The sequence below is a fragment of the Enterococcus sp. S86.2 genome, assembly GCF_059834485.2.
Genome location: NZ_CM206813.1, coordinates 1043648 through 1056327 on the forward strand (window position 1 = coordinate 1043648; position 12680 = coordinate 1056327).

General features: G+C 37.7%; 15 protein-coding genes. 13 read left to right on the forward strand and 2 right to left on the reverse strand.

Going from position 1 to position 12680, the window contains the following annotated elements:
• The 4 genes from thrC to AC6R0T_RS04745 all read left to right on the forward strand — a co-directional run bounded on the left by thrC (window position 1) and on the right by AC6R0T_RS04745 (window position 4262).
• On the forward strand, window positions 1–1059 hold the full coding sequence (gene thrC / locus AC6R0T_RS04730; protein WP_206903119.1) for a threonine synthase: 1059 nt from the start codon (window positions 1–3) through the stop codon (window positions 1057–1059).
• Entirely contained in the window at window positions 1056–1919 is an 864-nt protein-coding gene (thrB, locus tag AC6R0T_RS04735; RefSeq protein WP_230708839.1) for a homoserine kinase, read from the forward strand. Before thrC ends, thrB begins: the two co-directional genes overlap by 4 nt.
• A 124-nt stretch (window positions 1920–2043) precedes the next feature.
• Window positions 2044–3315 (forward strand): O-acetylhomoserine aminocarboxypropyltransferase/cysteine synthase family protein, encoded by a 1272-nt coding sequence (locus AC6R0T_RS04740; protein ID WP_303754375.1) that lies wholly within the window; start codon window positions 2044–2046, stop codon window positions 3313–3315.
• Window positions 3316–3317: 2 nt separating this feature from the next.
• Window positions 3318–4262, forward strand: coding sequence for a homoserine O-succinyltransferase (locus AC6R0T_RS04745; RefSeq protein WP_303754374.1), 945 nt, complete (start codon window positions 3318–3320; stop codon window positions 4260–4262).
• Between the two features lie 77 nt (window positions 4263–4339).
• Here the strand turns inward: AC6R0T_RS04745 and AC6R0T_RS04750 are convergent, their stop codons facing one another.
• Together AC6R0T_RS04750 and AC6R0T_RS04755 are read right to left on the reverse strand one after the other, a co-directional pair.
• On the reverse strand, window positions 4340–5188 hold the full coding sequence (locus AC6R0T_RS04750; RefSeq protein WP_206903115.1) for a pyruvate, water dikinase regulatory protein: 849 nt from the start codon (window positions 5186–5188) through the stop codon (window positions 4340–4342).
• Complete coding sequence (locus tag AC6R0T_RS04755; RefSeq protein ID WP_526159764.1) at window positions 5181–5336, reverse strand: hypothetical protein; 156 nt, start codon at window positions 5334–5336, stop codon at window positions 5181–5183. The genes AC6R0T_RS04750 and AC6R0T_RS04755 overlap by 8 nt, the downstream gene beginning before the upstream one ends.
• A gap of 5 nt (window positions 5337–5341) precedes the next feature.
• Here AC6R0T_RS04755 and AC6R0T_RS04760 point away from each other — a divergent pair, with 5 nt between their 5' ends.
• From AC6R0T_RS04760 to recO, 9 genes are all read left to right on the forward strand, one after another.
• Window positions 5342–5761, forward strand: coding sequence for a Fur family transcriptional regulator (locus AC6R0T_RS04760; RefSeq protein WP_206903166.1), 420 nt, complete (start codon window positions 5342–5344; stop codon window positions 5759–5761).
• Window positions 5762–5935: 174 nt separating this feature from the next.
• Window positions 5936–6112: a 30S ribosomal protein S21 gene (rpsU, locus tag AC6R0T_RS04765; protein WP_002356740.1), complete on the forward strand. Its 177-nt coding sequence runs from the start codon at window positions 5936–5938 to the stop codon at window positions 6110–6112.
• Window positions 6113–6138: 26 nt separating this feature from the next.
• A complete protein-coding gene (locus AC6R0T_RS04770; protein WP_206903114.1) occupies window positions 6139–6585 on the forward strand; it encodes a GatB/YqeY domain-containing protein in 447 nt (148 codons plus the stop codon).
• 104 nt (window positions 6586–6689) lie between these two features.
• Window positions 6690–7682, forward strand: coding sequence for a PhoH family protein (locus tag AC6R0T_RS04775; protein WP_526159766.1), 993 nt, complete (start codon window positions 6690–6692; stop codon window positions 7680–7682).
• 29 nt (window positions 7683–7711) lie between these two features.
• Window positions 7712–9910, forward strand: a complete 2199-nt coding sequence (locus AC6R0T_RS04780; RefSeq protein ID WP_282461355.1) for an HD family phosphohydrolase — start codon at window positions 7712–7714, stop codon at window positions 9908–9910.
• The gene (gene ybeY / locus AC6R0T_RS04785; protein ID WP_206903111.1) at window positions 9910–10386 is read left to right on the forward strand and encodes an rRNA maturation RNase YbeY; all 477 of its coding nucleotides are present in this window, start codon (window positions 9910–9912) and stop codon (window positions 10384–10386) included. Before AC6R0T_RS04780 ends, ybeY begins: the two co-directional genes overlap by 1 nt.
• The gene (locus AC6R0T_RS04790) at window positions 10370–10762 is read left to right on the forward strand and encodes a diacylglycerol kinase family protein (RefSeq protein WP_206903110.1); all 393 of its coding nucleotides are present in this window, start codon (window positions 10370–10372) and stop codon (window positions 10760–10762) included. Before ybeY ends, AC6R0T_RS04790 begins: the two co-directional genes overlap by 17 nt.
• Before the next feature lie 17 nt (window positions 10763–10779).
• The gene (gene era / locus AC6R0T_RS04795; protein ID WP_206903109.1) at window positions 10780–11679 is read left to right on the forward strand and encodes a GTPase Era; all 900 of its coding nucleotides are present in this window, start codon (window positions 10780–10782) and stop codon (window positions 11677–11679) included.
• Window positions 11680–11690: 11 nt separating this feature from the next.
• Window positions 11691–12461: a DNA repair protein RecO gene (recO, locus tag AC6R0T_RS04800; RefSeq protein WP_282461354.1), complete on the forward strand. Its 771-nt coding sequence runs from the start codon at window positions 11691–11693 to the stop codon at window positions 12459–12461.
• Window positions 12462–12680: the final 219 nt, after the last annotated feature.

Sequence of the window (12680 nt, forward strand, 5' to 3'; positions counted from 1 at the left end):
ATGTACGAAGGCTTATTAAAAACTTTTAAAGAGTATTTACCTGTAACAGAAAAAACACCAATGATTTCACTAGCAGAGGGAAATACACCACTTATTCCTTTAAATAGCTTGTCAAAAGAGTTGAAAATTAACTTGTATGGCAAATATGAAGGCTTGAATCCGACTGGCTCATTTAAAGACCGCGGAATGGTAATGGCTGTAGCCAAAGCTGTTGAAGATGGGGCGAAAGCAATTATTTGTGCCTCAACAGGTAATACTAGTGCGGCAGCGGCAGCGTATGCAACTAGAGCAGGTATCAAAGCTTACGTGGTTATCCCAGATGGTAAAATTGCAATGGGAAAACTAGCCCAGGCAATTATTTATGGTGCTGATATTATTTCGATTCCAGGTAATTTTGATGAAGCTTTAAAAGCAGTCCGTGAAATTGCGGAAACAGAGGCGGTAGCATTGGTAAATTCTGTGAATCCGTATCGTTTAGAAGGACAAAAAACAGCTGCCTTTGAAGTGTGTCAACAATTAGAAAAAGCTCCCGATGTTTTAGCAATTCCGGTTGGGAACGCGGGAAATATTTCAGCTTACTGGAAAGGTTTTAAAGAATGGCATGACGTAAAAGGAACAACTTTGCCACGTATGCACGGTTTTGAAGCAGAAGGTGCAGCAGCGATTGTAAAAGGGGCAGTGATTGCGCAACCTGAAACAATTGCAACGGCAATTCGGATTGGTAATCCTGCAAGCTGGAAGTTAGCTGAAGCTGCCAGAGACGAGTCAAAAGGCTATATTGATTCTGTAACAGATGCAGAAATTTTGAATGCATATAAAAAAGTTGCAGCTCAAGATGGTGTTTTTGTGGAACCTGGTTCAGCAGCGTCTTTAGCCGGGGTAATTCAACATGTTAAAGCAGGCAAAATTAAAGCAGGTGAAACGGTCGTTTGCGTCTTTACCGGCAACGGATTAAAAGATCCTGATACGGCAATTAATGAAACTACAGTGGACATTCATAAAATGAGTGATTTAGAAGAGATGCGTAATCACTTACGTCAAGGAGTGGCAAAACTATGAGAATCCGCGTACCGGCCACTAGTGCCAACTTAGGTCCCGGTTTTGATTCTTGTGGAGTAGCGGTGAGCTGTTATTTGTTTGTGGAAGTTGTAAAGCCAGCTATAACGTGGCAAGTAGAGCATAGCTATGGCGATTTCATTTCATCTGATGCGAGCAATTTAATTGTTCAAACAGCTTTAAAGACAGCGCCAAATCTTTTACCCCATCATATTAAAGTGACGTCTGATATTCCGTTGACACGAGGATTGGGAAGTAGTTCTTCTGCAATTGTAGCCGGAATTGAATTGGCCAATCGTTTAGGAAATTTGGAATTAAGTGAAAGTGATAAAATCAAATTAGCTACTGAGATGGAAGGGCATCCAGATAATGTTGCGCCAGCAATTTGTGGTGATTTAGTTGTTGCAAGTTATCATGATGACAAAACGTACTATCTGAAACATTATTTTCCTGACTGTGATTTAATTGCTTTTATACCTAACACGGAACTGGCAACTAGTGAAAGTCGTGATGTTTTACCTACACAACTGTCTTATAGCCAAGCAGTAACTGCTAGTAGCATTGCCAATGTTATGGTGGCAGCTTTAATGGCAGGAAATTTAGCAGTGGCGGGCAAAATGATGGAACAAGATCAATTTCACGAACAATATCGTAGTCTTTTCGTGCCACATTTAGCGAAAATTCGAGAAATTAGTCATGCTCAAGGTGGCTTTGGCTGTTATTTAAGTGGAGCTGGTCCAACTGTTATTATTTTGGCACCAAAAAATAAAACAGCCCAAATAATACCACAACTAAAAATGCTTGATAAAAAAGCGACCATTGAAATTTTCCAAGTTGATCGTGAAGGTGTTCAAGTTTTTTAAAAGACGGAAAAGACTTTTAAAAGTCATTAATCAAATTAACCAGGACTCGCCTCAGTTGGCGAGTTTTTTGTAAATCAGATTAGTTCAATTATTCACAACTTGACAAAAAAAGGAGGCAGAAAAAATGAAATTTGAAACAAAATGTTTACATGCAGGTTATACGCCACAAAACGGTGAGCCGCGGGTCATGCCGATTGTGCAAAGTACAACGTATACTTATGACTCAACTGAAAGCATTGGCAAACTTTTTGATTTGGAAGAAGCGGGATACTTTTATACACGTTTGGCTAATCCTACCACCAATGCAGTAGAAGAAAAAATTGCCAATCTTGAAGGTGGTGTGGGGGCTTTGTGTACGTCTTCAGGACAAGCAGCAACCTTTTTGGCTCTTTTGAATATTCTTACGGCAGGGGATCATTTTATTTCTGCTGCTGCTATTTATGGTGGAACCTTTAATTTGTTTGCCCATACGTTAAAGAAAATGGGAATTGAAGTTACTTTTGTTGATCAGAATGCTTCGCTAGCTGAATTACAAAAAGCGATTAAAACAAATACCAAAGCAGTTTTTGCTGAAACAATTGCAAATCCAGCAATGAAAGTATTGGATATTGAAAAATTTGCGACTTTAGCTCATCAAAATGAAGTGCCGTTTTTAATTGATAATACTTTTGCCACACCATACTTTTGTCGACCAATTGAATTTGGCGCAGACGTTGTAATTCACAGTACCACAAAATATCTCGATGGACATGCTGTACAAACCGGTGGCGTGATTGTCGATAGTGGGAAATTTAATTGGGCTAACGGGAAGTTTCCGCAACTTGCTACACCAGATGAAACATACCAGGGTATTATCTATACGGAAACTTTTGGAGTCGCTGCTTATATTACCAAAGCCCGTGTGCAATTGATGCGGGATTTAGGTGCGACGCCTTCGCCTCAAAACTCATTTTTATTAAATCTTGGCATTGAAACATTGCCGGTGCGGATGGATCGGCATTTTGAAAATGCGATGAAGGTAGCCGAATTTTTAGCATCAGAAAAAAGCGTTACACAGATTACTTATCCAGGATTAAAGACAGATACTAATTATCAATTAATGCAAAAATATCTACCTAATGGTTTATGTGGTGTGATTTCCTTTGAGATTGGGAAGGATCGCAAAAGAGCTGCTCAATGGTTGGATGCTTTAAAATTGGTTTCTTTAGAGGTGCATGTGGCCGATATTCGTACGTGTGCGTTGCATCCTGCAAGTGCTACTCATCGCCAATTAACAAGTCAAGAGTTGCAACAAGCCGGCATTTCACCGGGTTTAATTCGTCTTTCTTGTGGCTTAGAAAATGCAGAGGATATCATTAAAGATTTAAAACAAGCATTTAGACAACTGGAGGGATAAGCATGCCAATTCGCTTACCAGATAGTTTTCCTGCCAAAGCCATTTTGGCTGCAGGGGATATTTTTGCCATTGATAACAAAAGAGCTAGGACACAAGATATCAGACCACTGGAAATTTTAATCGTTAATTTAATGCCGGATAAAATTACTACTGAAACGCAATTGTTGCGTTTAATTAGTCAAAGTCCTTTGCAAATCAATGTTGAGTTTTTACAAATGAATACCCATGCCCACAAAAATGTCGCAAAAAGCCATTTAGACCAATTTTATTTAAGTTTTAATGAGATTAAAGAACGCTTTTATGATGGCCTAATTATCACCGGAGCGCCGGTGGAAGAGCTTGATTTTGAAGAAGTTGATTATTGGCAGGAATTATGTTTTGTAATGGAGTGGAGTAAGCAAAATGTGACGTCGGTCATTCATATTTGCTGGGGAGCACAGGCGGGGCTTTTTTACCATTACGGGGTGAAAAAAGTGATGTATCAAGAAAAACTATTTGGTAATTTTTGCCAGTACACAATAGCAAATCGACGGCTTTTTCGTGGTTTTGACGATTATTTTTGGGGACCGCAATCTCGTTATACAGGGATTAATTGTGAAGATTTAACACAAGCACCAGTTGCAGTAGTTGCCAAAAGTAAGGAAATTGGGCCAACGATTTTGTTGAGTGATGATGAACATGATATCTTTTTATTAGGTCATTATGAATATGATACAGACACATTGCATCAGGAATTTTTACGGGATCAAAAAAGAGGGCTAAATCCCAAAGTACCTGAAAATTACTATCCTACTAATGATTACACTAAAAAACCGGTTAATAATTGGCGGGGGCATAGTCAGCTGCTGTGTCACAATTGGTTAAATGATGTTTATCAAATAACCCCTTATAATTTAGCTGATATCCCAAAGGAAAATCAGAGGCGTAAAAAAAATACTAAAAAATAAGCGATACCTAAGAAAAAAGCAAGGAGTACAGCAGGCTGTTGCCGCCAGTAATCCTTGCTTTTTTCTGGGTATTTTTCTTACTCTTCTTCCATTGTATAATAACTGTGGTCTTCTAAGTCTAAGGCATTCATAATCATTGAAGCTGTTTCTTCGATTGATAAGGAGGCCACGTTAATCACGACACAACCCAATTTTTCGTATAAGTCATTTGCAAATTCTAATTCAGCCCGAATTTTATCAATATCCGAGTAGGCCGTATCTGGATTCAAACCATAAGCAATCATTCGTTCTTTTCGAATCCCATTTAAAACGTTGGGATCATTCGTGAGACCAACGATTTTTTTCTTATCCACTTCCCAGAGCTGTTTGGGAATATGAGCTTGAGGCACAAGGGGCAAGTTGGCAACTTTTAAGTTTTTATTGGCTAAAAATAAGCTTAAAGGCGTTTTTGAAGTCCGCGAGACGCCTAACAGCACCACATCTGCCTCTAAAAAACCACGAGGATCTTTACCATCATCGTATTTAACGGCAAATTCCATTGCTTCAATGCGTTTGAAATAGTTTTTATTTAAGTGGTGCAGTGCACCTGGTTCACGTGTTGGAGCTACACCGGTTCGTTTTTCAATTTCCAAAACGGGGGCTGATAAAACGTCAAAGCCAAATAAATTACTTTCTTGGCAAAAATCACGAATTAATTGGACTAAATCTTCATTAATCATCGTGTATAAAATCAAGGCGTTGAGTTTTTTTGCTTCTTTTAAGGCTTTTAATAGTGTCTTTTTGTCGCTCATAAAAGTCTTGCGAAATAAATTAAACTCTACGGTGGGGTATTGGGCCATGGTGGCTTGCGCCAATTTTGTAGCCGTTTCTCCGGCAGAATCGGAAATGACAAAAATTGTTAAGATTTCTTCAGCAGCTTTACTCATCTTTTTCCCTCACTTGTAATTTGTTGTAGTTTATTATACCATATCCAAGTAAAACTAATTCGTAATCATTATGATTTGTCTGATACGATAAAGACAAAGTTGCTGTTTTTATCCAAGTAGATGTGTTAGGAGGTTTTTCTTGTGACAAGAGAAATGACAAAAATTGACCAGGCAATGGTAACTTTAAAAGAACATGGCTTTAAAAAAACTAATAAACGAGAAAAGTTGTTAACTTTTTTAGCCAAAAAAAATCGTTATGTGGCAGCTAAAGAAGTCCAAGAATATATGGAAGGCGAATTTGGAAGTATCAGTTTTGATACGATTTATCGCAATCTCCATGATTTTTCAGAAATTGGTTTATTAGAAGAAACAGACTTAAACGGTGAGATGAAATTCCGCTTTCACTGCTGTCAGGATAAAAATCATCATCATCATCATTTTATCTGCACGGTTTGTGGTAAAACCCAAGAATTAGATCTTTGCCCCATGGATTTTTTCAAAGGACAACTTCCCGGTTGCACCATCGAAGGCCATCGTTTTGAGATTTTAGGACGCTGTGCTGACTGTCAATAGTTATTTTTTCATCCTTTTCACGAATTTTCAGGCGAAAAAGATTTTTTTCTTTGCACCATACTCTTGACACTATTTTATTACTTAGCTATAATTTTTTAAGGACAGTGTTGTTTTTTGAAAATGTTTCGATTAACAAAAACGGTTACTTTTTAGGCTCGGAGGGAGGGAATTTACATGTCAAAAACAGTGGTTCGTAAAAATGAATCTCTTGACGACGCTCTTCGTCGCTTCAAACGTTCCGTTTCAAAAGCTGGGACTCTTCAAGAATCTCGTAAACGGGAATTTTATGAAAAACCAAGTGTGAAACGTAAGAAAAAATCTGAAGCTGCTAGAAAACGCAAAAAATTCTAGTTTGCAACAAGATTGGAGCTGGTAGTGTGTCACTACTAAGTACTTTGAACGATGATATGAAGACAGCGATGAAAGCTAAGGATAAAGAGTCTTTGCAGGTGATTCGCATGTTGAAGGCATCGTTGCAAAACGAACAAATCAAAAAAGGTGCAGAATTAACTGACGATGAAGAATTGACCGTTTTATCACGGGAAATGAAACAACGTCGTGATTCTTTAACTGAATTTGAAAAAGCAGGACGAGACGATTTGGCAACGCAAGTAAAAGCGGAAATCAAAGTCGTTGAAAAGTATTTACCAGCACAACTTTCTGAAGAAGAAATTCGTCAGATTGTAACAGATGCAATCAGTAAAACTGGCGCTACTTCACCAAGTGAGTTTGGTAAAGTGATGGGGGCTGTAATGCCTTTAGTCAAAGGGAAAGCTGATGGTAATCAGGTAAATGCCATCGTCAAAGAATTATTGAATAAATAGTTATTTAATCGCAGACTTCTGTCTGCGATTTTTTTTCTTTTAAGTTTTGAATGTGGTATGATAAAACAGAAAACTTACCCATTTAAAACGGGGCAAAAAGGGAAATGACAAGGAGATGTAACTTTTTGACAGAAGATAAAAAAGTCTTGGAATTAAAACTCAGTGCTAAAGATGATATCAGCATGTTGTTAGGTGCCCATGACAAACACTTAAAGTTGATTGAAGAAAATACACACGTTATCATTAACAGTCGCGGCGAAACAATTATGATTGAAGGCGAAGATAGTTTTGTAGCAGTGGCCCAACAAGTAATTACAGCCTTACAAGAGTTAATTAATCGCGGGGTACATATCAGCACCCCTGATGTTGCCCAAGCACTAAAAGCGATTCCGTTACAAGGCGTTAATGCTTTTTTAGCATTATACGAAGAAGAAATTGTAAAAGATCGTAATGGCAAGGCAATTCGGGTGAAAAATCGCGGACAAAAGCAATATTTAGAAGCCGTGAAAAAACACGATGTCGTTTTTGGGATTGGTCCGGCTGGAACCGGGAAAACATTTTTGGCGGTCGTTTTAGCCATTGCAGCTTTAAAAAAAGGTCAGGTGCAAAAAATCATTCTAACGCGTCCTGCTGTCGAAGCTGGGGAAAATTTGGGCTTTTTACCTGGGGATTTAAAAGAAAAGGTTGACCCTTACTTGCGTCCGGTTTATGATGCACTGTATCAAATATTTGGTGTGGAACATACCAATCGTTTGATGGATCGCGGTATCATTGAAATTGCACCCTTAGCTTATATGCGTGGTCGGACCTTAGAAGATGCTTTTGTCATTTTAGATGAAGCTCAAAATACAACGATTATGCAAATGAAGATGTTTTTGACACGACTAGGGTATAACTCAAAAATGATTGTCAATGGTGATACGAGTCAGATTGACTTACCTAAAGGCGTAGTCAGTGGTCTAGTGCATGCTGAACGAACACTAAGCAATATTTCACAAATTGCTTTTGTTAATTTTGAAGCCAGTGATGTCGTGCGCCATCCTGTGGTCGCAAGAATTATTGAAGCATATGACAAAGCTAGTTTAAAAAAAGATTAGTGGTGCTGTAAGAAATAGGGGGAAATAATTTGATTATTGAGCCGTTAAGAAAAATCCGTGAACGTCTGGGACGTTTTTATATTCCGCTGATACTTCTCGTGTTTTTTATCAGCTGTTTTGGTCTTTTATTTACGAGCGTAAAACAAAAAAGTGTCGATTATCACGAAGGTCAAGTTGCCAGTGAGAGTATTCGGGCGAATAAGACAGTCGAAAATAAGGCGGCAACAGATCAAAAACGTCAGCTTGCAGCCGAGGCTGTTGTACCGGAGTATACGTATCAAGAAGATATTTCAGAAACACAACACAGCCGCATTGAAACCATTTTTAACCTGATTGCACAAGTTAAAAAATCAGTTGATGATGAGCACGAGCAGCGTCAAAAACAAGCCAAAGATAAAGAAATTCCAGCGGTTACAACCGATGACTATATTGCCTCATTAAAAAAATCATTTGAAAAGGTAAATGATGAAGATGTTCAGTTTTATCAAGCAATTCCAGCTTCATTTTATGAAATTGCTTTTACTTTAAACAGTGCCGCCTTAAACACTGTGCGAGATAATAGTTTAAATATTTTAGCTGAACAGATGAAAAATCAAGTTCGTGAATCTAATTTAGCGGATTTCAAAAACAATGCTGAAAATGAAGTCGATGCATTAGCAATATCCAGTATGGCAAAAGATGCCATGAAAGAACTATTAAAAAACGCGATTGTCGTAAATGATTTTCCTAATGAGAAAAAGACCGAAGAACTAAAAGAACAAGCTCGGGCTAGTGTGGCACCAGTCATGATCATACAAGGGGAAGTCATCGTCAGAGAAGGCTCTCAAATTGATGCAAGTGCCATTCAAAAATTACAACTTTTGGGATTAACGAGTCAAAATACTTCTTTTTTCCCAATTGTCGCAATGGTGGCCGGGATAATCGTTCAAATTTTAGTCTTACTTTATTTTGCACGGCAATATGCAGACAAAAATAAACGACAAGAGTTTTTAACCTTTTATACATTGGCGATGATTACAAGCATTGCCATGATGAAATTTTTTCAACTCTTCCAAACGGAATTACTACCTTATATCCCGTTATTTTTCCCAGCAGCATTTGTGCCGTTGGTCTTGAATATTTTCGTCAATCGTCGCGCCGGAATTATTGCAGCCATGTTTCAAGTAATTGCAGCTGTATTTTGTTATTATGATGCACTTGGGACCAATCTGTTGACCATCGTCTTATTGACTTATTTATTTTCTGGTTTGATGGGGGCGATTGTTAGACGAGAAAGAATCTCCAAACAAGGTTTTTCAGCTGTCATGTGGTTAATCGTCTTTCCTTTTTTATTAAATATTGTTTTAGTAGTGTTCCAAGGTTTAACCCTAACAGATGCTAGAACATGGACGACGATTATTTGCGGCTTGGCTGGAACGCTTTTATCTTTTCTACTAACGATGGGCTTACATCAGTATATTGAACTTTTGGTGACCGATAATAGTGTGATTGTTTTAAATGAGTTGAGCAATCCCAACCATCCACTTTTGAAAAAATTGTTGGAAGAAGCACCGGGGACTTATCATCACAGCATGATGGTAGCAAACTTATCAGCAAATGCGGTAGCGCTGATTGGTGGTCACTCGCTCTTAACGCGGGTTGCCTGTTATTATCACGATATCGGAAAATTGAAACACGCGAATTTTTTCGTGGAGAATTTACCTGCTGGCGCTGAAAATCCGCATAATTTCTTATTGCCAGAAGATAGCAAGCAGATTATTTTTGGTCACGTTACCGATGGTGCTAAGGTGTTGAAGGAATATAAGATGCCTAAAATGGTAATTGATATTTGCTACCAGCATCACGGCACAACCTTAATGAAATATTTTTATGCTAAAGCAAAAGAACGTAATCCGGAAGTGACAGAAGCCGAATTTCGCTATCCAGGGCCAAAACCCCAGACAAAAGAAGCTGGCGTTGTGAATATTGCTGATAGTTGCGAAGCGGCAGTGCGGGCGATGGATCATCCTACGAATGAAAAAATTCGTCAATTTGTTCATAATTTAATTGTTGACCGTATCTTAGACGGACAATTAGATGATAGTGGCTTGACGTTAAAGGAAATTCATATTATTGAAGATTCTTTAGTCAATGGCTTGTGCAGTACTTTTCACTCCCGGATTAAATATCCGAAGATGAAATCAGAAGCAGAGAAAATGAAAGAAGAACAAGAAAGAAGCGATAAATAATGGATATTACTTTTATGGATGAAACCAATTCCCTTACACCTGAAAAGATGCAAGAAGTGGACGATTTGTTGCAATTTGCGGCAGATTATTTGAAATTACCGCAAGAAACAGAAATGTCTGTTACTTTTATGGACAATGATGCCATTCAAGTTATTAACCGCGATTATCGTGGTAAAGATCGCCCGACTGATGTTATTAGTTTTGCATTAGAAGAAGAAGGTGAAGGCGAGATTCCAGTTGTTTTTGCAGATGGGCAAAATCCACTGCCAAGAGAGCTGGGCGATTTGATGATTTCTTTGGATAAAACAAAAGAGCAGGCCCAAGAGTATGGTCATAGTTTTGAAAGAGAGTTAGGTTTTTTGGCGCTGCACGGTTTTTTGCATATTAATGGTTACGATCATATGACCAAAGAAGATGAAAAAGTGATGTTTGGACTACAAAAGGAAATTTTGGATGCTTATGGACTTAAAAGATAAGAATACAAAGAAAAATAAGTATTTTATTACTTCAGTAGAATTTGCTTTCACAGGTATTCAAACAGTCTTTAAAGAAGAGCGGAATATGCGCAAGCACGTCTTTTTTGGTATCTTAGCCATCATAGCGGGGGGGATTTTTCAGTTAAGTCGCTTTGAATGGTTATGGTTGTTACTCGCGGTCTTTTTAGTTTGGATTGTGGAAATTATCAATACGGTTTTTGAGAATGTCGTGGATATGTTTACGGATTTTCACTTTCATCCGATTGGTAAAAAAATTAAAGATATGGCAGCTGGCGCTGTTTTGTTAACATCCTTTTTTGCGGTAATTATTGGAGCAATTCTATTTTTACCAAAAATTTGGCAATTATTGTTTTAAAAGAAATGAGGAATATTATGTCAGAACATAAATCAGGTTTTGTCGCAATTGTAGGACGTCCCAATGTCGGCAAATCAACATTATTAAATCGAATTGTCGGGCAAAAAATTGCCATTATGAGTGATAAAGCCCAAACGACTCGGAATAAAATTCAAGGTGTTTATACAACCCCAGATGCTCAAATTATTTTTATTGATACACCTGGTATCCATAAACCTAAACATCGTTTAGGTGATTTCATGGTGGAAACAGCCTATAGCGCGCTAAAAGAAGTAGATGCTGTTTTATTTATGATCAGTGCGGATGAAAAACGCGGTCGTGGTGATGACTTTATCATGGAACGCTTGAAAACAAACGACACACCTGTTTTTTTAGTTATCAATAAAATTGATAAAGTACATCCAGATGATTTATTGGGAATTATTGAAGATTATACAAGCCAGATGGATTTTGCCGAAGTGGTTCCTATTTCTGCAACAGAAGGCAATAACTTTGAAACATTAATGAATACATTGATTAAACAAATGCCAGCAGGGCCACAATATTTCCCTGATGACCAAATCACCGATCACCCTGAATATTTTATTGTATCTGAGTTAGTCCGAGAAAAAGTTCTATTATTAACTCGCGATGAAGTTCCCCATTCCGTTGCAGTTGTGGTCGACAGCATGAAACGGAATGAAAACGATAAAGTGCATATTCAAGCCACGATTATTGTCGAACGTAATAGTCAAAAAGGGATCATTATCGGTAAAGGGGGCAAAATGCTAAAAGATATTGGCACTAAAGCTCGCCGTGATATTGAACAGTTATTAGGGGATAAAGTCTTTTTGGAACTTTGGGTTAAAGTTCAAAAGGATTGGCGTGATAAACAAACCTATTTGCAAGATTATGGCTACCGTCCGGATGATTACTAAGGAGTTTTTCCATGCAATTAGCTGAAAGCCGCGGATTGATTTTATTTTCCCGGGACTATAAGGAAAAAGACAAATTGGTAAAAATTTTTACTGAATCAGCTGGTAAGCAAATGTTTTATGTTAAAGGTGTGCATAAGAAAAATAACCCGTTAACTTCTGTATTGCAAAATTTTACCGAGGCGACTTTTATCATGAATTTAAAGGCAGAGGGGCTTTCTTTTTTGAATGGGGCTAAAGATGTTAAGCCACTGACAACAATTCAACAAGATATTTTTTTGGCGGGTTATAGCACTTATTTGTTGAATCTCGCCGATGCTGCGATTGAAGATAAGGTATATGATCCTAATCTCTATCAGTTTTTATCGTTGTCTTTAAATTTAATCAATGAAGGTTATGATGCGGAAATTATCACCAATATTTTTGAGGTACAAATACTGCAGCGTTTTGGTGTGGCACCAATTTTTGATCACTGTGTCATTTGCGGAAAAACTACCGGTCGTTTTGACTATTCGTCTAAATACGGGGGTGTTTTGTGTGAAGCGCATTTTTCAAGTGATGAACATCGGTATCATGCCGATCCTGCTGCCATGCACTTTATCCGCTTGTTTAATCAGATAGATTTAAGTAAGGTCAAGACAATAAACGTGAAACCAGCAGTAAAAAAAGAGATTCGTCGCGTAATTGACCAACTTTATGATGAATATGTTGGCATTCATTTGAAGAGTAAAAAATTTATTGACGACATGCATAATTGGCAAGACTTAATGAAACCAGAGTCTTAGTCTTACGCGGTATAGCTGTAAATTTATCCGAATATTATCGTGGTTTTTTACATAGAGCATTGTGATTGCTCTTTTGTGTGAAAATCACTGCGATAGTATTTGGATATTTTTGTATCTGTTTATTTCACGAACGATTTTAGCTTTATTCGAAATAATTAGTCGTATTAAAAAGACAATTTAAAGGAAATCAAGTAAAATGAAGATATCAAAATTGATTTT